Origin of the sequence: Alkalihalobacterium alkalinitrilicum (assembly GCF_002019605.1) — a bacterium.
GTDB classification, from domain to species: Bacteria; Bacillota; Bacilli; order Bacillales; family Bacillaceae_F; genus Alkalihalobacterium; species Alkalihalobacterium alkalinitrilicum.
The window spans coordinates 1,661,569-1,687,974 of record NZ_KV917368.1 but is presented as its reverse complement, the minus strand read 5'-3'; the positions used below and the strand labels follow the sequence as shown (position 1 = coordinate 1,687,974).

Genomic DNA, 26,406 nt, shown 5'->3' with positions numbered 1-26,406 from the left:
GAGATACTAAATACAAAGTTGCGAAATAAAGAGGGGATAAAAAATACTTCATATTTCATTGATTGAAAGAAGGGAAAAAATGAATAAGAAACTTTTAAAAATGGCCATTCTTTCGGTTTCGCTTCTTACTGTAATGGCTGGAGCAGCAATATCTCCTGCTTTAGCTGATATAGCACTTGCTTTTCCTGAGTCCAGTGAAACAACGATAAAGTTAATATTAACGTTACCATCTGTTATGATTATCCCCTTTATCTTTGTATCTAGTTATTTAACAACACGCTTTTCAAAGAAAAGTATTCTTTTTGCTGGTATCGTATTTTATTTAATTGGTGGTATTGGCGGTGGACTTGTTTCAACGATTGAATTACTGCTCTTCTGTCGAGCTATTCTTGGTATTGGTGTAGGTCTCATAATGCCCATCTCAACGGCTCTTGTATCTGATTTTTTTGATGGAGAAGAGCGGACGGCTACAATGGGGCAAGTGAGTGCGGCAAATAACCTAGGCGGTGTTGCTTTATTTTTAATGTCAGGAGTACTTGCGGCAATTAGTTGGAGAGTTGCTTTTGGTGTTTATATTTTAGCACTCGTGTCAGCGATTATTGTTTATTTTTATTTACCGAAAACAAAAAGCGATGGGGTTCTAGTAGGAAATGGTTTAGCTCCACTCCCGAAAAAATTATATGCTTATGGGTTAGGTATGTTTTCTATTGTACTCGTGTTCTTTGCTATTCCAGTCAATATGGCTTTGTATATGCACCAAGAAGGAATCGGGAGCTCTCAGTTTGCTGGAGTTGTCATATCTGTAGGAACAATGGCTGGGTTTATCGCTGGATTACTGTTAACACGGTTGAGACATTGGCTACAAAACTATTTTATTACTATTCAACTTTTATTAATGGGTATTGGTTTTTTTACAATGAGTCTTTCACAGCATGTTTTTATCATTGCTTTAGGCGTTGGTATTGCTGGTTTTGGATTCGGTTCAGTATTACCAATGGTATTCGACCAAGTTTCTCGACAAGTTCCTAAAGCACAAACTGTTCAAGCAATGGCCATTGTTACAAGTATGTTATTTTTAGGGCAATTTTCTTCACCGATCATTCTCGATGGTGTAGGTATGTTATTTGCCAATGATACGATCCGTTTTTTGTATTATTTCTTGTCGATTGCAATGTTGGTAGTTGCTGGCGCGTTTTTAGTGGCAGCTATCAAATTGAGTATTAGACAAAAGCGGGAAATGGTATTTAACTACATGAATGAAAATAATCGTGAAGTAACAAAGTAAAAGCAGCAGTATAGGCTTATAGAACCGTAGTCGAGGACGAGACTGCGGTTCTTTTTTTTACCTCAGTCATGTTTTACGGTGAATTTAAAGATAAAGTGCTTGTGAAGAATCTTTGTCTCAAAAAATCTATAAAAGGATTTATTTAAGGGAAACAACTCATTAAATTAAACAAAACTTAACCAAACTAAACAAAACACAACAAATGTTATTGAATTATTTAGATAATTAAGTTATCTTTAATCTAGAAATTATTGGGAGGAGGTAAGGGGTGAATGAACAGCTATGCTTATACGGCCGAGGAAGTAGCAAAAATGTTTAAAATTTCGAAACATACGGTGTATGAATTAATTAAACGAGGCGAGTTAAATGCTTTTAAAGTAGGAAATAAGATGAGAATAGATAAGGAAGAAGTAGATCGTTATAAACGTAACAGTCAAGCTATTATGAAAAAGGTTCAATCTGAAACAATATCATCACCTTCCATAACTCCAATTCGCCTCTCAGGAAGTCATGATTTTATCGTTGAACAATTAACGAAATATGTGAGTAAGTACGCGAATGATTTTCTTATCCAACCATCATATATCGGTAGCTTAGAGGGGTTAATGATGCTATACCGTGGTTTAGCGGATATAGCGGCAATTCACTTATTAGATCCTAATACAAATGAGTACAATCTCCCATTTATCAAACAATTGTTTACACTGGAGAAAATAACAGTTCTCCGTTTAGCTACTCGCGAACAGGGGTTTATCGTCTCGGAAGGCAACCCGAAAAATGTTCATAGTTTTCAAGACTTAACTAGGAAAGACATTACGTTTGTCAATAGACAAAAAGGATCTGGAACTCGCTTTTTAGTTGATGCTTCCTTAGCCCAACATAAGATTGATCCAATTGAAATTAAAGGTTATGGAATGGAAGAATGGAACCATCTAGCCACTGCCACTCAAGTTAGTAGAGGAAGTGTTGATGTTACCTTTGGAATACGGTCCGCCGCCGAACAATTAGGTTTACATTTTATCCCTGTTACAGAAGAAAATTTTGATTTCGTTTTCAGGTGGTCTTCGGAAAATGAAGAATGTTTGAATTGTTTATATCAATTAATACGTTCTGAAGAATTTAAATCAAGTCTGTCGTTATTATCAGGATATGATATCACTGAGCTAGGTAAGGTTGTTGTTAATACATATTATTAGAGGTGACATATGAGGTCTATTGCTGTCTATTCTTTTATTATAAGTCTACTATTCATTACGGGATGCACGTTTCCTACTAGTGATGCTTCAACCTCTCAACCGTCGTCAGATCTTATTCTAGCTACAACAACAAGTACGCAAGATAGCGGTTTATTAGATATATTAGTTCCTATGTTTGAGGATAACTACAATTTTAACGTTAAGACTATTGCTGTCGGTACTGGACAAGCCCTAGAGATGGGAAAAAGAGGAGAGGCAGATGTGTTGTTTACGCATGCACCTGAAGCTGAAGATGAATTAGTTCAAAGTGAAGCTGTCTATAACCGAAAGCGTGTGATGTATAACGACTTTATTATTATTGGTCCGATAACAGATCCAGCTGGTATTCAGGGAGAAACTACTCATGTCGCAATGAAAAAAATTTTTGAATATGGAGCACCATTTGTTTCCAGAGGGGATGACTCAGGGACTCATAAGAAAGAGCAAACTTTATGGGAAGAAGTTAACTTAAAGCCAACGAATGAAAGCTGGTATATTGAAACAGGACAAGGGATGGGAAGTACGCTTCAAGTAGGAGCAGAAAGAGACAGTTATGTTTTGACCGATCGAGCAACTTATCTGTCACACAAGAACAACTTTGAGCATATGGTCATTCATGTAGAAGCAGATGACAGTTTATTAAACATCTATCATGTCATGCAAGTAAATGACAAAATGCATTCTTTTGTTAATGTAGAAGGAGCACAACGGTTTGTAGATTTTATAGTGAGTAGTGAGGCCCAAGAAATTATAGAGGAATTCGGGGTAGATGCGTATGGGCAACCCTTATTTTTTCCATACATTGACTAAAAGATTAAGAGAGTGTTTAACATGGACTTATTTTATGAAGGAATAGTAAAAGCATTAGAGATGATTATGACTGGGGACCGTGAAATTTTCGAGATTACCGCAACGACATTAAGAGTCTGTTTAACAGCAATCTTAATAAGTTCTATCATCGGCCTTCCATTAGGGGTATTGCTAGGTTTAACAACTTTTCCTGGCAGAAGGTTAGTGCTCATCTTTGTAAATATCGGCATGGGCTTACCTCCTGTTGTAGCTGGACTTTATATTACGATGTTATTGTGGCGTTCGGGTCCATTAGGTCAGTTTGGTTTTTTGTATACGGTTGAGGCGATTATAATGGCGCAAATTCTCGTTTCGTTACCTATTATTATTGGATTAACCTCTACCGCCTTTCAACAATTGGATAAAAAAATGTTAATGCAAATCAAAGCGCTCGGAGCAACAAAGATACAAACGGTTATCTTACTATTAAAAGAAACAAAGTTAGCCATACTCGCTGCGATTATGGCTGGATTTGGCAGAGTTCTTGCCGAAGTCGGTGCTGCGATGATGGTTGGTGGCAATATAAAAGGAGAAACCAGGATCCTAACAACGGCAATGGTGATGGAGGTCTCAAAAGGTAATTTTGAAATTGCGATAGCCTTATCATTTATTTTAATGACATTAGCCTTTATGATCACCTTTATTTTAACGTCATTACAACAAAGGAAGCAGCAAATATGAATATTCTTCAATTAAAAGATGTAAAAGTACAAGCCAATCAACAAACCTTATTGAATGTTCCTGATTTTGCATTAGTAAGCGGTGATATATTGGGTGTTATTGGTCCAAATGGTGCTGGTAAAAGTACATTATTAAAGGTCTTATCCTTTTTACAAGCACCGACGGTAGGAACTGTCTACTATAAAGGTGAAGAAAAAGAAGTTCAAACCTTTTCCTTAGAGATGAGGCGGAGGTTTGCTGTTGCGATGCAACAATCGTTATTGTTTGATTCGACGGTCTATCATAATGTTGCTATCGGGTTAAAACTAAGAAAAGAACCAAAAAAGGAAATCAATAAAAAGGTGACGTACTGGTTAGACATGTTTAACATTTCTCATCTAGCTAAAAAGAATGCGAAGACATTATCGGGTGGAGAAGCTCAGCGTGTTAATTTAGCGAGAGCGTTAATTCTAGAACCAGAGGTAATTTTTCTAGATGAGCCTTTTTCAGCTTTGGATTTTCCGACAAAGGCTCAACTTATTCAAGATTTTAAAGAAATTATGAAACAAACAAATACAACGACGTTTTTTGTTAGCCATGATTTAATTGAAATAAAACAGTTAACGAGAAGTCTTTGTGTAATGCTGAATGGCGAAGTAAAACAGTATGGCAAGACAAATAAAGTTATCGATGCTCCGAACAAAGAAGTGGCTGCTTTTCTTGAGAAATGGAAAGATTTTTATAAAATTTAAGAAAGATTGCTCTAATTAGGTTGGATAATCCTAAATAGTTTTCACCTTATGTCGTAGTGTTTTACAACCATTAAACGCTAATTTCCAATTAATTTTGAATATATTTTTTTTGCTTCAAGCTCATCTTGGATTCCTTTAATAAGGAGTCTCCCATCTTGAAATAGGGTGAGTTGGTATTTTCCGTATTGGAGCCTTAATAGAAAAGGGGTACAAAGTACCTTTCCAAGTGGTTTCCATTTGCTTTCCCAAACCTTTAAATTAATATTGAGTTTCGTATATGGTGTAACTTGAATACTATCTCGTCCACACAGTTGCGAGAAAAACATATCGTTACTCTGCTGATCCAAATATTGAAAGTTTTTTTGTGTACAACATTCACAGTTTGGATTTCGTGCGTGCTCTATAGGTATTTCATCGTAATCATGAAACCAGGTATCAAGTTGATTTAATTGACGATTTAACTTTTCTTTATAGCCAAGTAGTATTTTCAATGCTTCGGTTACTTGGTAAGAAGCGATAATGTGAACTAACGGGCCAAGAACGCCTACGGTATCACACGTTTCTCCATGGTTATGATGTGAACCTGGAAATAAACAACGAAGACAAGGCGTTTCCTCAGGAAGGATTGAAAAAAACATCCCCCTTGAGTGGATTGCTCCCCCATATACCCAAGGAATACGATGCTTAATACTAACATCGTTAATTAGAAACCTTGTATCCATATTATCTGTAGCATCAATAATCACATCGCTATTTTCTACTAAACTTTCAATTGTTCTAGCGTTAACATCTTGTATAGATGGAATAATCTTAACATCTGAGTTTATGAGTAGGAGCTTTTCTCTTGCGGCAATCACTTTTGGTTCATTAGTTTCAACATCTCTTTCGTTGAAAAGCATTTGTCTTTGTAAATTGGTTAGTTCTACGAAATCTCGGTCTACGATACGAAGCGTTCCAACACCAGCTCTCACTAAATGGTTGGCTACCACAGTTCCTAATGCGCCGACTCCGATAAGTGTCACCGTTTTTTCTTTTAATATTTTTTGATCTTTATTTTGATTTGGCCAAAAAAGAACTTGTCTTGAATAGCGGGACGAATCAAATACCATCATAAATTACTCCCTTTTAAGAATAATTGGAAATATTCGCTAGTATGATTAGTACGAGAATATCATACTTCATACTGAAAACCAATATATATCTAATTTTTCAAAAAATTGCAGGAATTTTTTTGTTTATGTAGAATACAACAGCGAAAAAGATTTACGAGGAGGGGTACTATGAAACTTGGTGGGTACAAAAATAAAGAAGCATGGGTAGACTTATCAAATGGGACTATACAGTACAAACAAATCAATGAAGATGATGCAAAAAATTATGTAGGTGCAAGAGGGTTAGGTGTTAAATACCTAATGGATCATAAAATTTATAACGTCGATCCACTTTCCCCTGAAAACATGCTATGTGTCATGACTGGACCTTTAACAGGAACAAGAATTCATATGAGTGGGCGCTTATGTACAGTGACTCGTTCACCATTAACAGGAACTATTACCGATTCCCATATGGGCGGTTGGACAGCCGCTAGGTTAAAATGGTCAGGTTTTGATAACTTGATTTTTACAGGGAAAAGTGCAAAACCTGTTTATTTGTATGTAGAGAATGGCGAAGCCGAAATAAGAGATGCTTCTGAGTTATGGGGGCAAGGAGTAAGAGCAACTGTAAAGACGCTTCAAGACCGCTATGGTAAAGATACAAGTGTAATGACGATTGGTCCAGCAGGTGAAAACCTTGTAAAGTATGCGAGTTGGATTAATGAGCATGACCGTTCAGCTGGACGGGGGGGAACGGGTACAGTCGCAGGTTCAAAAAACTTAAAGGCGATTGTTATTAAAGCGGCTCAAAAAGGAAATATGCCTGAACCTGCTCAACCTGATAAATACCCTACGGCTATTAAGAGCGGATTAAAGGCAATTATGGAAGGCGCTCTAACCGCACCTAAAAAAGGTGGATTATCTGTCTATGGTACAAACGTACTCATGAACATCGTAAATGAGGTAGGTGCACTTCCATCGAAAAACTCACAAGTGACGACATGGGATACAGCTGACCAAATAAGTGGTGAAAGTGTCAATGCTGAACTTAAAGTGGCTGATCCGACCTGTCATGCCTGTCCTGTGGCCTGTAAGATTGAAGTAGAAGTTAAAGAAGGTAAATACAAAACGAGAGTAGAGAGCTTTGAATATGAATCGGCTTGGGCACTTGGTCCAAACTGTGGTCATTCGAATAAAGAAGCAGTTGCTTTCATGATTAATCTCTGTAATGAATATGGAATGGACACAATTGAATTAGGAAATGCTTTCTCTACAGCGATGGAAGCGTATGAGAAGGGGTTAACAAAAGATCGTTTAGACTGGGGCGATGTCGATACGATGATTGCTTGGGTTGAAAAAATTGTTAACCGTGAAGGAATTGGAGACATTTTAGCTGATGGTCCTGGTCGTGCTGCTGAGCAATTTGGTGATCCGAACATGGCGATGGTAGTTAAAAACCAAGCAATTCCAGCTTATGACCCACGAGGAATTCAAGGGATTGGCTTAGGTTTTGCTACAAGTAACCGTGGTGCATGTCACTTACGAGGCTATACGGTTGCTAGTGAAATTGCAGGTATTCCCGAGCCAACTAATCGTCTAGAGCCTGAAGGAAAAGGTGAATTATTAAAAATTTTCCAGGATCTTCATGCTTTTTCAGACTCACTTGATTTATGTAAGTTTTCTGCGTTTGCTGAAAACCCAGATCATTACGCTGAACAGTACTCGGCAGTAGTTGGTATTGATTTAACAGGTGACGATATTATGAAAATTGGTGAACGCGTATATAACCTAGAACGTTATTTCAACAATTTAGCTGGATTTGACGGTTCTACGGACACGTTACCGAAACGGTTTTTAACTGAACCAGCACAAGCTGGTTCAGAAGGTGAAGTAAGTCATCTTGAGATCATGTTAAAAGAATACTATGCTGCAAGAGGTTGGGAAGCAGGAACAGTTCCTTCTGAAAAACTAAAAGAGTTAGATATTCCACCAGCTGAAATTGGAGCTTAGTAGAAGGCTCACTATTAAAATGAGGCTGGGACTTAACTAGCCCAAAATAATTGTTAAAAGGTTCCGAACATCAAAAAACGATGTTCGGAACTTTTTTGTTGGATTTTTCACCGCTGTGTCAAAAATATACTTGGAATTGGAATGAGTCCTTGCATTCTGCACGAACTTCGCAGCGGGGCTGGTATGTATGAGAAGGTCAGCTAATTGGCCGTGGGTGACTTCTTCATTCGTAGCCGTTTTTTTGTATTTCCATTGGGCAAAACGTACTAAAGTTTCTAAAATTATTGAATTTAAGAATAAAGAGTGGTACTTGCCTAACTCACTGGGCTAAGTACCACTCTATTTTTTATTTACTGAGTTTTGTCCCACTCATTTTTTATTTTCTAGTAATATAATTAGCCACCTGCTCTGAATGTTTTCAACCGAAAACGTCGTAGCACCACTGTTAATGCCTCTTCTTCTTCGGAATAAAACGTGACGAACACTATAGGAATATCTGATTGAAACATGCGAATAAATTTTTCAGGAGAAACAATACATTTCCACTGTTCTGTGGTAAATACGTCTTCCTCTAATTCTAGTTTTCCTTTTCCTCCTAATTGCCGCAAATACTCTAGTATATTTTGCCGATGAATGCCTCTTATTTCTAGCTTTTCTTTATACATAACAGACCTTATCCCCCAGCTACAGGAGGGAAAAGAGCGACAGTATCTTGTTGGGACACTTTTGTATCAAGGCCATTTAAGTACATTACATTCTTACCGTTAATAAAGACGTGAATCATCGGTTTTAACTCGAAAGTTTCTGTAAAAAGTTCTTCCTGCATTTGGGGGAATTTGGTGATTAATTGTTTAAGGATATTTAAGATCGTTTCTTCGTCGACAACTTCCATCGAAACGATCTTGCCTCCACAAATTTCTCGAAAGTTAGCAAATACTTTTATATTCAATGTCTTCACCTCTGTCCTTTTTCTTTATTATCATATGAATTGTATTAATACTCAATACAATTGCAGCAATTTTAAATTTTATAATAAAGGCAGGGAAAAATACGAAGTATAGAGAAATAATATTAAAAGGTTTTTTTCATCAGAGGAGGTTACATAGATGTTGTTTTACGATGTAAAAACAGTTGAAGAAACAAAAGAAATAATTAAAAATATGGTTCAGCCTATTAAAGAAGTTGTTACCTTATCTTTACAGGATGCGTTTGGATATATATTAGCAGAGGACATTGTCTCCAAAGAAAATGTTCCCGCTTTTGCCAGGTCTACAGTAGATGGTTATGCGGTATATGCAAAAGATACATATGGTTCATCTGAGTCAATGCCATCCTTTTTAACGGTTACATATGAAATCAAAATGGGAGAAGAAGTTAAAATGCGGTTAGGGGGTGGAGAAGCAATGTCCATCCCGACTGGTGGGATGATCCCCCCTGGCTGTGACAGTATTATTATGATTGAGCATTGTGAAGACATGGATGGCCTTTTAAATACATATAAGCAAGTAGCTCCAGGCGAAAATATTATTTCAGTCGGTGAAGATGTCAAGGAAGGTGAAATTCTCTTAAAAAAAGGAACAAAGCTAAGATCACAAGAGCTAGGTATTTTAGGAGCCATAGGCATTACTTTTGTTAGCGTCTATCGCAAAGTAAAAGTAGGTTATTTATCTTCAGGTGATGAGATTATGCCTTATGATACAGAGAACTTACAGATCGGACAAGTTAGAGATATTAATCAATTAACGATTGCCACATTAACAAAAGAATGGGGAGCAGAAATCATCAACGGTGGCATTGTCGCTGATGACTATGAATCTTTTTACACTAAAGCCAAAGAAATGTATAACGAAGTTGATTTATTAGTCATGTCTGGAGGAAGTTCTGTTGGTGCGAAAGATTTCACAACAGAAGTGATCCAAGCTTTGGGCGAACCAGGCATATTAGTAAATGGAGTATCAATTAAACCAGGAAAACCAACAATTTTTGGGATGGCTTATCATAAACCAGTTTTAGGGTTACCTGGTCATCCAGCGTCTGCGGTCATAATTTATACATTATTTGGTGAACAAATAATCATCCAATTAAATGGCTCCAAAGAAAAGGAACGACCAAAAACGGTGGAAGCGCATATCTCGCAAAATATTCCTTCAAGTCCAGGAAGGTCAGATTATATTCGTGTTAGACTAGAGAAAAAGGAAAATCAATGGTGGGCTTACCCGGTCCTTGGAAAATCTGGTTTAATATCCACATTAGTGCAAAGTGATGGGATGGTAGAAATCCCTTCAAAAAAAGAAGGAATTAGCAAAGGGGAAGTCGTTTCAGTTTATTTATTTCGTTAGGGGGTCAGTCCTATGGGAGAACTATTAAAGAGAAAGATTTATTTAGAAGATAAGCCACGAGATATTGCATTAAAACAATTATTTAATGAATTTCAATTTCAACGTGAAGTAGAGTTAGTGGAGACGGCTGAAGCTAGAGGGAGAATTACCGCTGAACCGATTTATGCAAATCTTTCGATGCCGCATTACCACGCATCAGCGATGGATGGTATTGCCGTTAACGCGGAGGACACGTATAGTGCCCATGAAAAACAACCGTTACAACTAGTTGAAGAACTTCATTTTGTTTATGTCGATACAGGGGACCCAATCCCTGAACCATATAATGCGGTCATCATGATTGAGCATATCCAAGAGTTAGGAGAAGGAAAGATTGAAATAATAGAGCCTGCTACTCCGTGGCAACATATTCGTCCCGTTGGAGAAGACGTCGTTAGTGGAGAGATGTTATTCCCACAAGGGCACCGCTTGCGACCTGTCGATTTAGGGGCTTTACTTGCGGGGGGTATTTTATGTATTCCTGTTGTAAAAAAACCAGTTGTTTCTATTATTCCAACGGGTGATGAGTTAGTTCAGCCTACGGTAGATGTAAAACGTGGCGACATTATTGACTTTAATAGTACAGTATTTCAAAGCTATGTTGAGGAATGGGGAGGGGCCCCTGTTAAGAAAGGAATTACTAAAGACGACCCTGAACTTCTAAAAAAAGCTATCCTGGATGCGGTAGAAGAATCGGATATTGTCTTAGTTAATGCAGGTTCTTCTGCGGGGTCTGAGGACTATACCGTTCATATTATTGCTGAACTAGGAGAAGTTTTCACCCATGGTGTAGCAACAAGACCTGGAAAACCTGTCGTATTAGGAAAGGTAAGGGATACGATTGTTGTTGGACTTCCGGGTTACCCAGTTTCTGCTTATTTAACACTTGAATGGTTTGTACAACCTTTAATATGTCGTTATTTAGGAGTTCCCGTACCGAGAAGAGAAAAATTGAAAGTTCAATTAGGTAGAAGAATTGTATCAACAATGGGATCTGAAGATTTTATTCGTATCAATATCGGCTATGTCAACGGTCGTTTCATGGCCAATCCGTTAACTCGAGGAGCAGGAGTGACGATGTCACTCGTTCGTGCAGATGGATTATTAGTTGTGCCGAGTAACAGCTTAGGATATGAACAGGGAGATGAAGTGGAAGTTGAATTGTACAAACCAATCGATGAAATAAAACATGCAATTCTGTTCTCTGGAAGTCATGACTTGTCAATCGACGTCTTATCGACTTTAATTAAAGCGCAAGATGTTTCAAAGAAAATTATCTCCTCTCATATAGGCAGTATGGCAGGGATTATGGCAATTAAAAAGGGAGAAGCACATGTAGCGGGTATTCACTTGTTGCATAGCGAAACAGGAGAGTATAATATTCCGTTCTTAAAGCAGTATTTGAAAAATGAAAGTGTTGTTCTCCTTAAATTTTTACAACGGGAACAAGGCTGGATAGTACCTAAAGGAAACCCGAAGCAACTCCATTCCCTTCAAGATATTATTGAAAAAGATATTTTGTATGTTAATCGTCAAAGAGGTGCTGGAACACGGTTGCTTTTTGATTTTCTCCTTAAAGAAGCTTTGATTGAGTCAGAAAGGATTAAAGGGTACAATCGAGAGATGTACTCCCATCTTAGTATTGCCGCTGCTGTAAAAAGTGGTTCGGCTGATGCTGGATTAGGAGTTTACGCTGCAGCGAACGCTTTGCAGCTTGATTTTATTCCTGTTGCCTATGAATCTTATGATTTATTAATGAGTAAATCTTTTTTTGAAAGTGATCAAGGGCAGATGTTAGTCGATATGATTCGATCGCAACCATTTTCTGATGAGTTAGAGGTATTAGGTGGTTATAAAACGGAACAAACAGGAGAAGTGATATATTATAATGATTAACTTAAGGGAGGAGTGTGTAGATTATGGACAACTTAAAGTTAAAAACAGTAGATGTAAAGAAAAGACCCCTCCGAGATTTAAGAATTTCCGTTACTGATAAATGTAATTTCCGGTGCAACTATTGTATGCCTGCAGAAATCTTTGGCCCTGATTTCAAGTTTCTTCCTCAAGAACGTTTGTTAACATTTGAAGAGATTACTAGATTAGTTCATCTTTTTGTGAACTTAGGGGTAGAAAAACTACGAATAACGGGTGGAGAGCCTTTAATGAGAAAGGATTTAGCCGAACTTATTCGGAAACTCTCTCATATTGAAGGTATAAAAGATATTGCGATGACGACCAATGCTTCACTTTTACCAAAGCATGCGGCTAACTTAAAAAAGGCTGGTCTTCATAGAGTTTCTGTAAGTCTAGATAGCTTAGATGAGGAGCGTTTCAGGAAGATTAATGGACGAGGTTACAGCGTACAATCGGTACTTGATGGAATAGAAGCTGCGCTTGAGGTAGGGTTAAAAGTAAAAGTGAATATGGTTGTACAAAAAGGGATGAATCAAAAAGACATATTACCAATGGCTAGCTATTTCAGAGAAAGAGGCATAATATTACGCTTTATAGAGTTTATGGATGTCGGAAATACGAACGGCTGGAAGCTAGAAAACGTCGTTCCTAGTCAAGAAATTATTCGCCAAATCAATCAAGAAGCTCCGTTAGAAGTCATTGGTCCTAATTATTATGGAGAAGTGGCAACACGTTATCGCTACAAAGACTACGACGCTGAAGTGGGCTTTATCTCCTCAGTTACTCAAGCCTTTTGTTCATCATGTACGAGGGCTAGATTATCGGCAGAAGGCCATTTATATACGTGTTTATTTGCCTCGTCTGGGAAAGATATACAAACGCCCCTTCGAAAGGGAGCAAGTGATGAAGAATTATTAGAACTACTCCACAACACCTGGAATTTAAGAGACGATCATTATTCTGAAATCAGATTGAAAGAGACACCTGGATTTAAGAGACAAAAGGTGGAGATGTCTCATATTGGTGGTTAATATTCGTCTTTAAAATAAATTGTCTTCCTGTATAATGAGCTGTCTCAATAGGTCGCACTACTGAACCTTTGTGGCAGCTTTTGTTGTATAATGTTAGATAGTAAGCGTGTATATTTTAAAAGAGATGGCTACTGCTCTAGACATTAAAAGATATTAGTCGTTTTGCTTTAAATTATCAGTAGAACAAGATAAAGTATTAAGTACATATCAACTATGAATTAGGAGTATAAGGAGAGAAAGTAATGATTGAAGAACGAAAACCAATAGATGTAGATGAGGCTATACACAAAATTGTTCAATCCGCAAAACAAGGTGAGGTAGAAACGGTACCTTTAAGTGATGCTGTTGGGCGTTATTTGGCTGAGGATATCGTGGCAGACCATCCAGTGCCTCATTTTGATCGTTCCTCCTTTGATGGGTTTGCAATTAAATCTGAAGAAACAGTAAACGCTTCATTTGAAAATCCTGTTTATTTCAAAGTTGTTGATCGGATCGGCGCTGGAGATACTCCAAATCGAAAAGTAAACGAAAGCGAAGCGATCCGAATTATGACTGGCGCACAAATGCCAAAAGGGGCAGATTCTGTCGTGGCACTTGAAATAGCAATAGAAGAAATCAAAGACGGGGAAACGTGGATTAAAGTAAATCGGCCCATTGAAAAAAATACTAATGTCGCACGGAGGGGTGAAGATATTGCTGCAGATGCGGTATTAGCAAAAAGAGGACGGCGTATTTCCGCAGGAGAAATGTCGATTTTAGCTACATTCGGTTATGCACAAGTAAAAGTATATAAACAGCCTGTCATTGGTGTTTTTGTCACAGGAACGGAATTATTACCTGTCGATTCCCCACTTGTTTCAGGAAAAATCAGAAATAGTAATTCTTATATGTTATTAGGGCAAATTAAAAGCTTAGGAGCGATCCCTAAATATTTAGGTATTCTACCAGATGAATACGAATTATGTTATAAGTCTGTTTTAACTGCACTTGAAGAAGTCGATTATTTAGTGACAACTGGGGGAGCTTCTGTTGGTGATTTTGACTTTGTTCAAGATATTTTAAAAGAATTGAATGCAAAAGTACTATTTAATAAAGTTGCGATGCGTCCTGGAAGTGTTACTACAGTTGCAACATGGAAGGATAAATGGATTTTCGGTCTTTCAGGAAATCCAGCTGCATGTTATGTCGGATTTGAACTTTTTGCAAGACCTGTTTTAAAAACAGCATTAGGAGCTACGAAGGTGCATTTATCACGTTCTAGCGCTATCATTGAGCATGACATCACGATGGGTAACCCATTTGCCAGGTTTACGAGAGCAAAAGCGGAAGTTCGCGGCCACCAAGTGTATGTATCTTCGGTTGGACGGGACAAGTCTGATATCATTTCTGCATTAATAGAAGCGAATGTTTTATTATACATACCAGCTCGAACAAAGAAAATAAATGAATGCGAACATGTAACGATCTTGTGGCTCGAACGATTTGAAGAAGGTTTAGTAAATGAATGAGTAAAGGAGTGAAAAAGATCGTAATGAAGAATTTTACAATTACAGATCAACCTATTCATATAGAGGAAGTAGTAGGAAAGGTAATTCATCCTCATGCTGGTGCTATTAATACATTTATCGGCACAGTGAGAGAATTAACAAAAGGAAAAAAGACGTTATTTTTACAGTATGAAGCATATGTATCAATGGCTGAGAAGAAATTGGCACAAATCGGTGAAGAAATCGAACAAAAATGGCCTGAGGCGAGAACAGCCATTACACACCGAATTGGTAGACTTGAAATAAGTGATGTTGCTGTGGTTTTGGCTGTTTCGACGCCACATAGAGCTGATTCTTATGAAGCTTCACGGTATGCGATTGAAAGAATTAAGGAAATTGTCCCAATTTGGAAAAAAGAACATTGGGAAGATGGAGAAGCTTGGATTGGGGATCAAAAAGAACAGGTCGCCTATCCAACAGGAAAGCCGGAGGGAATTACTTATGATTAAAGTGCTATTCTTTGCAGGGCTTGCGGAAAAAACTGGTCAATCTGAAGTAGAGTTTGACTTACAAGATGTTAACATTGAAGCACTAGGAAAAAAAATAATTGCAGAATTCCCAGTGATTGAAAATGATGTAAAGAATTCGATGATTGCTGTAAATGAAGAGCTTGTGGATGAGAATACGGTACTGAAAGCAAATGACACCGTTGCCTTCATCCCTCCTGTTAGTGGAGGTTAAAAATGGATCAGAGATATTCGAGACAAATGTTATTTAGCCATATTGGGGAAGAAGGTCAAAAAAAGCTTCATGATAGTAAGGTCCTAATCGTTGGGATGGGAGCACTTGGAACAGTTTTAGCTAATCATATGGTAAGAGCAGGAGTTGGGTACGTAAGGTTTGCCGATCGTGATTATGTTGAATATAGTAATCTCCAACGTCAAATGTTATTTGATGAAAAGGATGCGAGTGAAAGTGTACCAAAAGCAGTTGCAGCCCAACGAAAGCTTCAACAAGTAAATTCAAGTGTGAAAATTGAAGGAATCGTGACCGATGTCACCGCAATGAACATCGATGAATTGGCATCGGGTGTAGACCTGATTTTGGATGGAACGGATAATTTTCAAACGAGATTTTTATTAAATGATTATTGTTATAAAAATGGTCTACCATTTGTATATGGAGGTGCAGTTAGTTCTAGAGGGATGCAGGCAACTTTCATTCCAGAAGAGACACCGTGTCTTCGCTGCTTTATTAATGAAGGCAGTTCAAGTGAAACATGCGATACATCGGGGGTAATTGCTCCTATCGTGGATATTGTCGCCTCTTATCAAGCGATTGATGCTATGAAATTCCTGGTCGGTAAAAAAGATGCAATCCGAAAGAGCCTCCTGTCCATCGATGTTTGGCATAATTTGAACCATCAAATGAAATGGACAAAACCGAAAGCAGATTGTTTAACATGTGGCGAGAAAGTATATCCTTCATTAAATGTCGAAAATGAAGATCAATTTTTATCTCTTTGTGGTAGAGAAACTGTCCAAATTTCCCCTAAAAGTATAAAAGAGAGAGATCTTGATGAGTGGGCATCTCGTCTAAGTAAAATTGGCGACGTGCAAAAAACACCATTTCTTGTACGTTGTGAAGTTGACGATCTTCGATTAGTACTCTTTACTGACGGACGAGTTTTAATACAAGGCACAGATGACATAAGTAAAGCGAAAAACACTTATACTAAATATATTGGAATGTAAACTGTTAATGAAGAAGACTAGCCAGATGGTTAGTCTTTTTTGGGCTAAAAATCATAACATAAAGTCTGTTATTAAACGTGTGGTTAATATTTGACTTTAGCAAAAAGAAAATAGATAATTAATTAATAGTCAGAATTTTATAACTTTATTTTTAATTTGAGCCACATTGTCAGTCAATCAATAGGAATTTCTATACAAAAATAGAAATAATAATAGTAGAAGCTGAAATTTTTATGAACCAAACCACAACAAAGCTATTTGAACCAGTTACAATTGGAGCATGGGAGTTACGCACGCGTACAGCGATGGCACCATTAACGAGATGTTTTGCTGATGATGAAACTGGAGAAGTGGGTCCTGATGTTGTAGAGTATTATCGTAAACGTGCTGCCGATGGAATAGGTCTAATCATTACCGAAGGAATTATAATTAGTCCTCTTGCAAAAGGGTATCCACGAGTTTCAGGGTTGTATACACAATCACAAGTTGAAGCATGGAAAAAAGTAACGGATGCTGTTCATGCTGAAGGTGGAAAGATCATTGCACAAATTTGGCATGTAGGGAGAATTAGTCACAAAGGAATGACGGGAGGTCTAGCCCCTCAAGCACCTTCAGCTATTAAAGCAGAAGGGATTGCAGCCCGGTCGAAAAAGCCATATGATGAACCCAAGGAAATGTCTTCAGAAGAAATTCAAGAAGTGATAAAGCAATTTTCGCAAGCTGCTAGAAATGCTATTTCAGCAGGTTTTGATGGTGTTGAAATTCATGGTGCTCACGGTTACTTAATTGATCAGTTTAATTCAGAAATTACGAATACACGCACGGATCGTTACGGTGGAGACCTTTCCCAACGCTTAACGTTTATGAAGGAAGTCATTGCAGCAGTAATCGATGTGGTTGGAGTTGATCGTACGCTCGTTCGTTTTTCTGCACATAAAGTTGATAATGTAGATTATATGTGGGAAGAACCAGAAAAAGCCGTTGAAACATTCATTGAGGCTTTTAAAGAAGTTGGGCTAAAAATGATCCACCCTTCAATATTAAATTTTAATAGAATATTAGAAAATAACATGAACTTGTACGAACTTGTTCGAAAATATTGGGATGGTTTCATATTTGGTGTTGGTGATCTTGATATTGAAACAGCAGAGGATGCATTGAATAAAGAAATTATCGATGTGGCTGTGTTCGGACGTCCCCTTATTTCTAACCCAGTTTTCTTGAAAAAAGTTAGAAATGGAGAGGAATTGGAACCGTATATAGGAAAAGTTCATTTAAAAACATTAGTTTAACGATTACTTTTAAGTGAATTTTTAAAGGTGTGTTTGATGGTAAAGTTCAATTTTTATTAGAACTGCTTCCTACACACCTTTTTAATTTGTAAATTATTAATAATACCAACAATCAAGATATTCCCATACTTTAAGCTCTTCTATTATTGTTGTCTAAACTATTTACTTTTGTTTATTTCAAATTTAGTAAATAAATCGACAAAAAGATGTATTGTGTTACCAAAAACAATAGAACACAAAATAATGACAAATATAGAGAGTTCTTGATGAAACCCTAAAACAAGAAATAACGTAAATACAAGTAAGGCACTTATAATAAATTTTGCTGAAATATTCACGGGATGACCTCCAAAGCGTTAAAATAACAATACATTCCAATTTTAACATCCCCCCCTATGGGATAAAAATACATAAAAAAATAATAGTGCACTATTAATTATTGTTTGTTGGAGGAAATGATGAAATTACTGTTTCAATGTATTGTTATTTCAATAGTTATGCACGTTCTTTATATTATAAGTCAGGTTGTTTATGGAGTGATTTTAATGATACTTTACGTTCCTGATAATGTTAATTTGAACGAAAATGTCACTCATTTACAAAATGAAGTTGCGTTTTGATATGTAATAACCCCAGCCTTTTTTGAAGGTTCTTTTATCGGCGTTGCTTGTTTAGCTGCAATCGTCATTCTGTTAATAAATAAATCACGAGATGGTAGATCTCTTGTTTAATATACTCGTAAAAAAAGTGTGGTAATAAAGAATTTGTAGAACTTTCAAACCTTCATCCCGTTTAACGGACGTAAAGATTTCCAATTCAAGATTTGAGGAAATAAGATAGAGGAAGTAGGAGATAAGCGCCAGCAAACAATCCGTTTGGTTCAACTAAAATTCAGTAGGGGATGAAGGAAAGCTCCTACTGTATGAAGTTTCATTTTATGCAAATGTCTGTTTTATGAGTGGAGTGTTGTTTTGATTCGTAATAAAAAGTTGTTTTATGTTGCAATTATTTTACTTTCTTTTATTTTAATTATGTATTTGCCGTTCCCGCATCATTATTCATTTGGCGAAATGATTGGTACTTAGCTAGGAATTCCAGTCCGTTCTGTTTCAGGACTGCAATATGTAAATATATTTTTAATGTTTTTATTGATTGGTGGATTATTCGTACTCGTAAGGTCACTCAAAAAATATAGCAGTCGGGCTGTTTTGCTAGCACTATTTATTTTAATAGTAGGGCCACCATTTATTATAGAAGTCTTTCAGAAAACATTAGCTTCGGGAATTTACGCTGTCTCTTATGACAAGGAAGCGAGTTCTTGTGAATTTATAATGATGAATGAAGAGGTGTTGCGTGGTGAATGTAAGTTGCCTTTGATCAATCATAGTAAAAAGGATATTGAATTTACAATTGAGTTTTATGACTATTATAAAGGGTTGTGGCCAGAACATTCATTAATGAACAATAATGGCGTCCATGAAGTGACCTTAAAAGGCAAAGAAACGAAAGTTATAGATATCGTTACAGAAATTCCTGTTTCTGAATTGGATCAGTTTATTTCAGGTGGGAGTTCGAACTACGTAAATATTATTTTTAAATCGGATCAAAGTAGCAGGGAATTATGAGAATAGAAACTGCCATTTTTTTACTTTACCGTTTAACCTGCCGCTCAGCCCCCCTTCATGACATTGTGAACCAAGAAAGTCCTTAGCAGGAGGTAATTTCTGGTGAAGACACAAAGTTGTAGATAATCTGTAAGCGTCAAGCGTTGTGTCAACTCCTGTTGGGCTCATCTCTTGGTGGGTCCTGAAGAACATTAGTATAGGATAAACCTCCCTGTAATAAGTGAAGTTTCTCTTTATTTACAAACACACATTCGCTACAATAGATATAGAGGTGAATGAAATGTTCGGGAAGAAGTCGTTAGGAGATGTATTAGAGCTTTTAAGGTCGGATGAACAATTATCTAAAAATATTACATATTGGCATGAAATTGCTCCAGAAGAGGGATCGTATGTTCCGTTCCCAGAAGAGGTAGATAACCGAATTAAGGCTGCCTTGTATAATCGAGGCATTACGTCTTTATATAGTCATCAAGGACAAGCGTTTTCAACGGGGTACAACAAGAAAAGTTTTGTTGCGGTTACGCCGACAGCATCAGGGAAAAGCCTTTGTTATCACTTACCTGTGTTGCAAGAAATTATAAAAGATGAGGAAAGTAGGGCTCTCTATCTTTTTCCTACGAAAGCATTGGCGCAAGACCAGAAAAGTGAAGTCAATGAGTTGATTGATGAAATTGGTGTGAATGTAAAATGCTATACGTACGATGGTGATACAGCTCCAAATATACGTCAGGCTGTACGAAAGGCAGGTCATATCGTCATTACGAATCCAGATATGCTTCATTCAGCGATTCTTCCTCATCATACGAAATGGGTCGCTTTTTTTGAAAACCTAAAATATATCATAATAGATGAATTGCATACGTATCGAGGAGTATTTGGAAGTCATGTAGCAAATGTTATTCGCCGTTTAAGGAGGATCGCTCAATTTTACGGAAGTGATCCTACGTTTATTTGTACATCAGCGACAATTGCTAACCCAAAAGAATTAGCGGAACAGTTAACAGGAAAAAAGATGAAATTAATTGATAAAAACGGGGCGCCACGAGGTCGAAAACATTTTCTTTTTTATAATCCGCCCATTGTGAACGAGCCACTAAACATTCGTAGAAGTGCAACGGTTGATGTGAATAAGCTAGCTAAGACGTTTTTAAAAGAAAGGATCCAAACAATCGTGTTTGCTAGAAGTCGTGTACGGGTTGAAGTGATCTTAAGTCATTTACAAGAACTTGTAAAAAAAGAATTAGGGCCAGCTTCAATCAGAGGCTATCGAGGAGGTTATTTACCTAAGCAGCGACGTGAAATTGAACAAGGTTTAAGAAAAGGAAATATTATCGGTGTCGTTAGTACAAATGCGCTAGAGTTAGGAGTTGACATTGGCCAACTTCAAGTTTGCATTATGACAGGGTATCCAGGGTCTGTAGCAAGTGCTTGGCAGCAAGCAGGAAGAGCAGGGCGTAGACAGGAAGAGTCACTCATTATTATGGTGGCGAGCTCGACTCCAATGGATCAATATGTCATTCAACACCCAGAATATTTCTTTGAAAGAAATCCTGAGTCTGCGAGAATTAATCCAAATAATTTGATTATCTTAGTCGACCATTTAAAATGTGCTGCCTATGAACTTCCGTTTAAAGAAGGAGAAACGTTCGGTGGGGAAGATATTGAAGAAGTATTAGAATTTTTAACAGAAGAGCAAGTCCTTCATCATAAGGGTTCGAAATGGTATTGGATGAATGACGGATTCCCCGCTCATGGGATTAGTTTACGTTCTGCTTCACAAGAAAATGTTGTCATCATCGATCAAACCAATATAGGAAATGTAAAAGTGATCGGTGAAATGGATACTTTTAGTGCTATGACATTGCTTCATGATGAGGCCATTTATCTTCATCAAGGAGTCCAATACCAAGTGGAGTTACTGGATTGGGATGAGAAAAAAGCATGGGTTCGTGAAGTTGAGGTTGAATATTTTACAGACGCGAACTTGGCTGTTGAATTAAAAGTGTTAGAAGAGGACCAACAAAAACCGCTAGACGAAGCAAATTTATCATACGGTGATGTCATGGTGAATGCAAAAGCAACAATATTTAAAAAAATTAAGCTTTCTACCTTTGAAAACATCGGATCAGGGCCGATCCATTTACCAGAAGTTGAACTTCATACGAATGCAATGTGGGTAAGCTTTTCAAAAGAGGTAATAGATGATTTTGGGAAAGAACCGTTAGAACAAGCGTTAACTGGTCTGGTAAATATTTTCCAGCATGTTGCCCCTGTGTTTGTAATGTGTGATCGTAATGATTTACACGTCATTCCGCAAATCAAAGCGGTTCATAATGATGAACCGACGATATTCTTTTATGACCGTTATCCTGGCGGAGTAGGATTAAGTGAACAAATCTATAAAAACTTTCCACAAGTATTAAAAGAAGTTCAGAAAATGGTTAGGAATTGTCCGTGTAAAGGTGGGTGCCCTTCTTGTGTAGGGCCAGCAAATGAAACAGGTGAAAAAGGAAAGGGTCTTGTCGGCCGATTGATTGGAAAATTAGTAGAGGATGATTTACATGTCCATTAAAGGGAAGTTATCGCGAATGAAAAAGCATTTGTCCATTGAACCACAACTAGGGGAACGGGGGAAAACTACACCAAACGAGCAACAATTAATTGATATTCCTTTTTATGATAAATGGAAAAAGCTAAATGCAAAAGCGATACATTTTGAAGAAAATTATACAATCCTTCGTGAAAAACAATTTGAGCTTCAGACGATGCATGGAAAATATACATTTGCAGAAGCCATTGATATAGTTGAGCGTTGGCAAGAAACAAGTCTTAAACATCCATTGTCTGCCGCTGGTCGCTCACCTGAAGATTTACTGTTCTTTGATACGGAAACAACAGGTTTATCGAGTGGGGCAGGAAGTACAATTTTTTTACTCGGATATAGTCAATTAAGTCGTAATGGTGTAAAAGTAAAACAATATTTCTTACCAGGACCTGAACATGAGGTTGCACTATATTATCACTTCTTACATGATGTTAAAAACTTAAGTAATCTCGTAACTTATAATGGAAAAGCCTTTGATTGGCCCCAAGTGAAAACGCGACATACGTTTGTTAGAGATCAAGTACCCAAACTTCCAGCTTTCGGACATTTTGATTTATTACACGGTGCAAGGAGACTGTGGAAAGATACATTACCTTCTTGTAAGTTGTCTATTGTTGAAGGTGAAATTTTGAAGTTTGCACGAGGTGAAGACACACCTGGCTATATGGCTCCTATGCTTTATTTCGACTTTCTACATGAACCCGATCCAGAGTATATTGAAGGTGTACTTACACACAACGAGTGGGATGTATTATCGCTTATTTCGTTGTATGTCCATATTTCAAGTTGTTTATTAAACTATGAAAATAAAGAAGTGTCTACAAGAGAAAAAATACAAGTTGGGAAATGGCTTGAATTTGTTGGTGAAAAAGAAAGAGCGCTTTTATGCTTGGAACAACTTATTAAAGAAGATAGTGAAAATGTAACGGTGGAGTGTTTCTTACTTCTAGCTAAATTATATAAGCAGACCAATAGAAAAAATGATGCAATATTTCTTTTGGAAAATGCTTTCAAGCGAAGTCAGTTTTCATCAGTAGAAATAGCAATTGAATTATCAAAGCTACTTGAACACTTCGCGAAAGACTATGAAAAAGCATTGTTTTATGCCGTGAAAGGGTTAAACAATATAAAAGAGATGACGAAATTAGTCAGCAATGATAATAACAAACAGACTTCTGAACTCATCAAACGTATCGAGCGATTGGAACAGAAAATAATAAAAGCGTCTGACTCATAACTGAGCAAAAAGTGCCTAGTGCTCTTATTCGAGTCAGGCGCTTATTATCAATCTTCGCTAGGTCTAGGCCCTGCATCAAGGCCAGATTCGTTAACCGTCATCATTGGTTTTATTGTTGCATCACTTCTCACAAAAACTTGACAAGATAAGCGGTATTGACCTTCGATACCTTTGGCTGAGAAAGCTGTTTTCTCAATGTCTGTAAGTTCTCCAAATTCCCCTTCAATTACTTCAACTCGACAGGTCGTACACTTCGCTTTTCCACCACATCGGTGAAGGATGTCAATACCGTTATCTTCTAATGCTAATACCAGTTTTGTTCCTTCGTTAACTTCAAAAGTGTTCTGACCAGGCACTGTAATTTTTGCCATAATTATCCCTCCTATTTCATCTATTATATTACCCGTATTTCCAGGAAGCAAACGTCCTTATTTCCTGAGAAAGCGCACAATTTGAGGTGTTTCGCCAAATTAGGTATTCTATTTGTTTGATTTTGACGAAATATTCTGAATTATTTTGAGTGTAGAAATACTAAGGCTTTTCAACTTAAAAGGGACAAGAATTAGCGTCAAAATGTAGGCAAACTCATAATTTATATAGGAAATTAGGCCAAACAACTAGTACATCTCTCTTGCTTCTTACATAGGTTAATATTGAATAACAAATAAGGAGGAAAATAACATGTGGAATAGACCTTGCACAAAAGTAATGCCTGCTGTTGTTCACCCGACAAAATGCAACGTTACTCATCAATGTTGCGAATATATTGTTCCTGAAATTCACCCTAGTCATACAACGAATGTAACGCATCATCATTATAAGCATATTCACAGTTTCCCTCATACAACGTCACAACAACAACAAATTACGCATCAGCACTTTGTTTCACCAACAGGAATGGGACCAGGAGCGCCAACACAAGTATCGCCGTTCGCAGGACCAGGAATGGGGCCTGGAATGGGGCCTGGAGCAGGACCAGGATTTGGTCCAACTCAAACTGCACCGTTTGGAGGACCAGGAATGGGACCAGGCCAAAATCCATGGGGAATGGGTCCAATGGGTAACCCTCATCACAAAAAGCCTTGCGGAAGATAATATGATGTAAGAGAAGGAGAGTTTTTATGCTCTCCTTTTCAAATAATGAGACTTGTATTAGGATATGTTAAGAACCTTTTATGATGAATAAAATCAGCTCAAATTTATATGGAAATGTTAGGAGAAATGATTGTGATAAAAGTTTGTGTTGTCACTGGATATAAAGCTCAAGAATTAGGAATTTTTGATCAAAAGCATAATGGGATACAATACATAAAAAAGACAGTTGAAAAGAAACTACGCCAACTCCTTGACGAAGGATTGGAGTGGGTTCTAATAAGTGGACAACTTGGTGTTGAAATTTGGACAGGTGAAGTAGTAGCAGAATTAAAAAAGGAGTTTCCGCAGTTAAGGCTCGGGGTTATGACTCCATTTTTACAACAAGAAAAAAATTGGAGTGAAACGAATCAAGAACAGTATCGTTATGTATTAGGACTTGCTGATTTTGTTGATAGTATTTCCAAACGAGAGTACGAAAGTCCAGCTCAATTACGAATAAAAAACCAATATTTGATTGAAAAAAGTGACGGACTTGTTATTCTGTATGATGAATGGAAGGAAGGCTCTCCTAACTATTACTTGGAACCTGCACTTAAACGTTATGATCGTGACGGGTACCCTATCCTTTACATTACTCCAGATGATATAAATTCGACAATACAAGAAGAAATGGAAGAGTTTTAAAGTGAGAAAGTCGAAAAGAACAAATTGACAATTGTTCTTAATTCTGAAAAAATAGTAGAAGTAGTAGTCTACAGTTAAGAACTGGGGTGTATTTATAATGAGTCAATTTCGATTTACAGCGAAAGATATTTTAGAGAAAGAATTCAAAACAAGTCTAAAAGGATATAATCAAGATGACGTCGATAAATTTCTAGATGCAATTATCCAAGATTATGAAAAGTTTCATGAAGCCGTTGAACGATTAGAGCAGGAGAATCAGCAACTTCGTCGTGAGGTTAAACGAGTACAAGAACAAAAACCAAGAGTCCCGACATCAACATCTCCTGTCGGAAGTACAAATTATGATATTTTACAACGTCTATCAAACTTGGAAAAAGAAGTTTTTGGTAGAAAGCTATACGAATAAAATTTGTTTATTGTAAAAAAATAATATTGTTACTATAGCTAAAGGCTGAAATAAAGGAGAGGCTTTATTGATCGAAGTATACATTGATGGGGCCAGTGCTGGGAATCCAGGTCCATCGGGTGCAGGGATTTATATCAACTATAAAGATGGAAATGAAGACCGTTATGCGATTCCTCTTGGTGAACTAACAAACCATGAAGCAGAATATATGGCCCTCATAAAAGCGTTAGAATTATGTAAAGAAAAAGGGTTAACTACTGTATCATTTCGGACCGATTCGCAATTGATAGATCAGGCAGTCGAAAAGCGCTATGTAAAAAAGGAGCAATATCAAAAGTTATTAGACGAAGCTTTAACATATATTGATCAATTCGATTTATTCTTCCTGAAATGGATTCCGAGTAACCAAAATAAAAATGCCGATGAATTATCTAGACAAGCAGTCAGGAAAAATTAACAGATTTCCAAAGTAGTTCCAGTTGACCTTTGAGTATATATCGTACTATAATAAGACTTGTCGTTAAGACAGAACAGCATTTAGCGTTCAGGTAATTGCTATATCACTTTGATGGTATAGAGGAAAGTCCATGCTCGCACGACCTGAGATGGTCGTAGTGTTCGTGCCTAGCGAATTCATAAGCTAGGGTAGTCTGGTTTTGACTGGGCTAACGGCGAGGTAAGCACCTACGTCCTTATGGATATGGTGTGATGCTTCTGAAAGTGCCACAGTGACGTAGTCCGCTTGGAAACAAGTGGAGTGGAACGGGTAAACCCCTCGAGCGAGAAACCCAAACAATGGTAGGGGCACCCTCTCAAAGGAATTCAACGGAGAGAGGGACAGGTGGTTTTTTACCTGTAGATAGATGATTACCCCCTGAGTACGAGGTTCATCACCGTTTGCAGTACAATGGGACAAAACATGGCTTATCGAACGCTAAAATGATGACTGTTAAGCCCACAGTATAAGGGCTTTTTTATTTGCCCTTTTTTAATGGGTAATGTTGGGTGATTAT

At 37.3% G+C, this 26,406-nt stretch carries 25 protein-coding genes and 1 other RNA gene; 22 read left to right on the top strand and 4 right to left on the bottom strand.

The features are described 5' to 3' along the window. The first annotated feature begins 79 nt into the window (after nt 1-79). From BK574_RS07920 to BK574_RS07900, 5 genes are all read left to right on the top strand, one after another. Nucleotides 80-1,285: an MFS transporter gene (locus BK574_RS07920; protein ID WP_078428209.1), complete on the top strand. Its 1,206-nt coding sequence runs from the start codon at nt 80-82 to the stop codon at nt 1,283-1,285. A gap of 272 nt (nt 1,286-1,557) precedes the next feature. Further along, on the top strand, nt 1,558-2,481 hold the full coding sequence (locus BK574_RS07915) for a substrate-binding domain-containing protein (protein WP_078428208.1): 924 nt from the start codon (nt 1,558-1,560) through the stop codon (nt 2,479-2,481). Between the two features lie 9 nt (nt 2,482-2,490). Next, complete coding sequence (locus BK574_RS07910; protein WP_078428207.1) at nt 2,491-3,330, top strand: ABC transporter substrate-binding protein; 840 nt, start codon at nt 2,491-2,493, stop codon at nt 3,328-3,330. A gap of 21 nt (nt 3,331-3,351) precedes the next feature. Beyond that, nucleotides 3,352-4,050 (top strand): ABC transporter permease, encoded by a 699-nt coding sequence (locus tag BK574_RS07905; RefSeq protein WP_075388545.1) that lies wholly within the window; start codon nt 3,352-3,354, stop codon nt 4,048-4,050. Further along, on the top strand, nt 4,047-4,781 hold the full coding sequence (locus tag BK574_RS07900) for an ATP-binding cassette domain-containing protein (protein WP_078428206.1): 735 nt from the start codon (nt 4,047-4,049) through the stop codon (nt 4,779-4,781). The genes BK574_RS07905 and BK574_RS07900 overlap by 4 nt, the downstream gene beginning before the upstream one ends. 77 nt (nt 4,782-4,858) lie before the next feature. Here BK574_RS07900 and BK574_RS07895 read toward each other — a convergent pair whose 3' ends face one another. Continuing rightward, nucleotides 4,859-5,890 (bottom strand): ThiF family adenylyltransferase, encoded by a 1,032-nt coding sequence (locus BK574_RS07895; protein WP_218970556.1) that lies wholly within the window; start codon nt 5,888-5,890, stop codon nt 4,859-4,861. A gap of 171 nt (nt 5,891-6,061) precedes the next feature. Here BK574_RS07895 and BK574_RS07890 point away from each other — a divergent pair, with 171 nt between their 5' ends. Further along, the gene (locus BK574_RS07890; RefSeq protein WP_075388542.1) at nt 6,062-7,885 is read left to right on the top strand and encodes an aldehyde ferredoxin oxidoreductase family protein; all 1,824 of its coding nucleotides are present in this window, start codon (nt 6,062-6,064) and stop codon (nt 7,883-7,885) included. 395 nt (nt 7,886-8,280) lie between these two features. Here the strand turns inward: BK574_RS07890 and BK574_RS07885 are convergent, their stop codons facing one another. Then, entirely contained in the window at nt 8,281-8,550 is a 270-nt protein-coding gene (locus BK574_RS07885) for a MoaD-like domain-containing protein (RefSeq protein WP_075388541.1), read from the bottom strand. Nucleotides 8,551-8,558: 8 nt separating this feature from the next. Continuing rightward, nucleotides 8,559-8,843: a ubiquitin-like small modifier protein 1 gene (locus BK574_RS07880; protein WP_238457625.1), complete on the bottom strand. Its 285-nt coding sequence runs from the start codon at nt 8,841-8,843 to the stop codon at nt 8,559-8,561. A gap of 148 nt (nt 8,844-8,991) precedes the next feature. Here BK574_RS07880 and BK574_RS07875 point away from each other — a divergent pair, with 148 nt between their 5' ends. From BK574_RS07875 to BK574_RS07815, 11 genes are all read left to right on the top strand, one after another. Beyond that, on the top strand, nt 8,992-10,224 hold the full coding sequence (locus BK574_RS07875) for a molybdopterin molybdotransferase MoeA (RefSeq protein WP_078428204.1): 1,233 nt from the start codon (nt 8,992-8,994) through the stop codon (nt 10,222-10,224). Nucleotides 10,225-10,236: 12 nt separating this feature from the next. Continuing rightward, nucleotides 10,237-12,159: a molybdopterin biosynthesis protein gene (locus BK574_RS07870; RefSeq protein ID WP_078428203.1), complete on the top strand. Its 1,923-nt coding sequence runs from the start codon at nt 10,237-10,239 to the stop codon at nt 12,157-12,159. 23 nt (nt 12,160-12,182) lie between these two features. After that, complete coding sequence (gene moaA / locus BK574_RS07865; RefSeq protein ID WP_078428202.1) at nt 12,183-13,208, top strand: GTP 3',8-cyclase MoaA; 1,026 nt, start codon at nt 12,183-12,185, stop codon at nt 13,206-13,208. Nucleotides 13,209-13,450: 242 nt separating this feature from the next. Next, nucleotides 13,451-14,716 carry a molybdopterin molybdotransferase MoeA gene (locus tag BK574_RS07860; protein WP_078428201.1) on the top strand — a complete coding sequence of 422 codons (1,266 nt, stop codon included), beginning with the start codon at nt 13,451-13,453 and terminating at the stop codon, nt 14,714-14,716. Nucleotides 14,717-14,739: 23 nt separating this feature from the next. Beyond that, entirely contained in the window at nt 14,740-15,204 is a 465-nt protein-coding gene (locus BK574_RS07855) for a molybdenum cofactor biosynthesis protein MoaE (RefSeq protein ID WP_078430802.1), read from the top strand. Further along, the gene (moaD, locus tag BK574_RS07850) at nt 15,197-15,436 is read left to right on the top strand and encodes a molybdopterin converting factor subunit 1 (protein WP_078428200.1); all 240 of its coding nucleotides are present in this window, start codon (nt 15,197-15,199) and stop codon (nt 15,434-15,436) included. The genes BK574_RS07855 and moaD overlap by 8 nt, the downstream gene beginning before the upstream one ends. A gap of 2 nt (nt 15,437-15,438) precedes the next feature. After that, entirely contained in the window at nt 15,439-16,449 is a 1,011-nt protein-coding gene (locus BK574_RS07845) for a ThiF family adenylyltransferase (protein ID WP_078428199.1), read from the top strand. Between the two features lie 233 nt (nt 16,450-16,682). After that, on the top strand, nt 16,683-17,741 hold the full coding sequence (locus tag BK574_RS07840) for an oxidoreductase (protein WP_078428198.1): 1,059 nt from the start codon (nt 16,683-16,685) through the stop codon (nt 17,739-17,741). Between the two features lie 1,139 nt (nt 17,742-18,880). After that, entirely contained in the window at nt 18,881-19,366 is a 486-nt protein-coding gene (locus BK574_RS07830; protein ID WP_142247919.1) for a hypothetical protein, read from the top strand. Between the two features lie 280 nt (nt 19,367-19,646). Further along, nucleotides 19,647-21,938, top strand: coding sequence for a DEAD/DEAH box helicase (locus BK574_RS07820; RefSeq protein ID WP_078428194.1), 2,292 nt, complete (start codon nt 19,647-19,649; stop codon nt 21,936-21,938). Continuing rightward, on the top strand, nt 21,928-23,208 hold the full coding sequence (locus BK574_RS07815; RefSeq protein ID WP_078428193.1) for a ribonuclease H-like domain-containing protein: 1,281 nt from the start codon (nt 21,928-21,930) through the stop codon (nt 23,206-23,208). Before BK574_RS07820 ends, BK574_RS07815 begins: the two co-directional genes overlap by 11 nt. A gap of 47 nt (nt 23,209-23,255) precedes the next feature. Here the strand turns inward: BK574_RS07815 and BK574_RS07810 are convergent, their stop codons facing one another. Beyond that, nucleotides 23,256-23,579, bottom strand: a complete 324-nt coding sequence (locus tag BK574_RS07810; RefSeq protein WP_078428192.1) for a 2Fe-2S iron-sulfur cluster-binding protein — start codon at nt 23,577-23,579, stop codon at nt 23,256-23,258. A gap of 310 nt (nt 23,580-23,889) precedes the next feature. On the opposite strand from BK574_RS07810, the gene BK574_RS07805 reads away from it, so the two are divergent. From BK574_RS07805 to rnpB, 5 genes are all read left to right on the top strand, one after another. Further along, nucleotides 23,890-24,303, top strand: coding sequence for a spore coat protein (locus BK574_RS07805; RefSeq protein ID WP_078428191.1), 414 nt, complete (start codon nt 23,890-23,892; stop codon nt 24,301-24,303). A 135-nt stretch (nt 24,304-24,438) separates the two neighbouring features. After that, entirely contained in the window at nt 24,439-24,987 is a 549-nt protein-coding gene (locus BK574_RS07800; RefSeq protein WP_078430801.1) for an SLOG family protein, read from the top strand. A 97-nt stretch (nt 24,988-25,084) separates the two neighbouring features. After that, entirely contained in the window at nt 25,085-25,393 is a 309-nt protein-coding gene (gpsB, locus tag BK574_RS07795) for a cell division regulator GpsB (RefSeq protein WP_075388514.1), read from the top strand. Nucleotides 25,394-25,460: 67 nt separating this feature from the next. After that, on the top strand, nt 25,461-25,850 hold the full coding sequence (locus BK574_RS07790) for a reverse transcriptase-like protein (RefSeq protein WP_078428190.1): 390 nt from the start codon (nt 25,461-25,463) through the stop codon (nt 25,848-25,850). A gap of 83 nt (nt 25,851-25,933) precedes the next feature. Then, nucleotides 25,934-26,325: RNase P RNA component class B (rnpB, locus tag BK574_RS07785), an RNA gene on the top strand. The last annotated feature ends 81 nt before the right edge of the window (nt 26,326-26,406 follow it).

Bases quoted from the DNA above. Each gene is read 5' to 3' on its own strand.
- BK574_RS07920 (WP_078428209.1), top strand. From the start codon at position 80: ATGAATAAGAAACTTTTAAAAATGGCCATTCTTTCGGTTTCGCTTCTT.
- BK574_RS07915 (WP_078428208.1), top strand. From the start codon at position 1,558: ATGAACAGCTATGCTTATACGGCCGAGGAAGTAGCAAAAATGTTTAAA.
- BK574_RS07910 (WP_078428207.1), top strand. From the start codon at position 2,491: ATGAGGTCTATTGCTGTCTATTCTTTTATTATAAGTCTACTATTCATT.
- BK574_RS07905 (WP_075388545.1), top strand. From the start codon at position 3,352: ATGGACTTATTTTATGAAGGAATAGTAAAAGCATTAGAGATGATTATG.
- BK574_RS07900 (WP_078428206.1), top strand. From the start codon at position 4,047: ATGAATATTCTTCAATTAAAAGATGTAAAAGTACAAGCCAATCAACAA.
- BK574_RS07895 (WP_218970556.1), bottom strand. From the start codon at position 5,890: ATGGTATTTGATTCGTCCCGCTATTCAAGACAAGTTCTTTTTTGGCCA.
- BK574_RS07890 (WP_075388542.1), top strand. From the start codon at position 6,062: ATGAAACTTGGTGGGTACAAAAATAAAGAAGCATGGGTAGACTTATCA.
- BK574_RS07885 (WP_075388541.1), bottom strand. From the start codon at position 8,550: ATGTATAAAGAAAAGCTAGAAATAAGAGGCATTCATCGGCAAAATATA.
- BK574_RS07875 (WP_078428204.1), top strand. From the start codon at position 8,992: ATGTTGTTTTACGATGTAAAAACAGTTGAAGAAACAAAAGAAATAATT.
- BK574_RS07870 (WP_078428203.1), top strand. From the start codon at position 10,237: ATGGGAGAACTATTAAAGAGAAAGATTTATTTAGAAGATAAGCCACGA.
- moaA (WP_078428202.1), top strand. From the start codon at position 12,183: ATGGACAACTTAAAGTTAAAAACAGTAGATGTAAAGAAAAGACCCCTC.
- BK574_RS07860 (WP_078428201.1), top strand. From the start codon at position 13,451: ATGATTGAAGAACGAAAACCAATAGATGTAGATGAGGCTATACACAAA.
- BK574_RS07855 (WP_078430802.1), top strand. From the start codon at position 14,740: ATGAAGAATTTTACAATTACAGATCAACCTATTCATATAGAGGAAGTA.
- moaD (WP_078428200.1), top strand. From the start codon at position 15,197: ATGATTAAAGTGCTATTCTTTGCAGGGCTTGCGGAAAAAACTGGTCAA.
- BK574_RS07845 (WP_078428199.1), top strand. From the start codon at position 15,439: ATGGATCAGAGATATTCGAGACAAATGTTATTTAGCCATATTGGGGAA.
- BK574_RS07840 (WP_078428198.1), top strand. From the start codon at position 16,683: ATGAACCAAACCACAACAAAGCTATTTGAACCAGTTACAATTGGAGCA.
- BK574_RS07830 (WP_142247919.1), top strand. From the start codon at position 18,881: ATGTTTTTATTGATTGGTGGATTATTCGTACTCGTAAGGTCACTCAAA.
- BK574_RS07820 (WP_078428194.1), top strand. From the start codon at position 19,647: ATGTTCGGGAAGAAGTCGTTAGGAGATGTATTAGAGCTTTTAAGGTCG.
- BK574_RS07815 (WP_078428193.1), top strand. From the start codon at position 21,928: ATGTCCATTAAAGGGAAGTTATCGCGAATGAAAAAGCATTTGTCCATT.
- BK574_RS07810 (WP_078428192.1), bottom strand. From the start codon at position 23,579: ATGGCAAAAATTACAGTGCCTGGTCAGAACACTTTTGAAGTTAACGAA.
- BK574_RS07805 (WP_078428191.1), top strand. From the start codon at position 23,890: ATGTGGAATAGACCTTGCACAAAAGTAATGCCTGCTGTTGTTCACCCG.
- gpsB (WP_075388514.1), top strand. From the start codon at position 25,085: ATGAGTCAATTTCGATTTACAGCGAAAGATATTTTAGAGAAAGAATTC.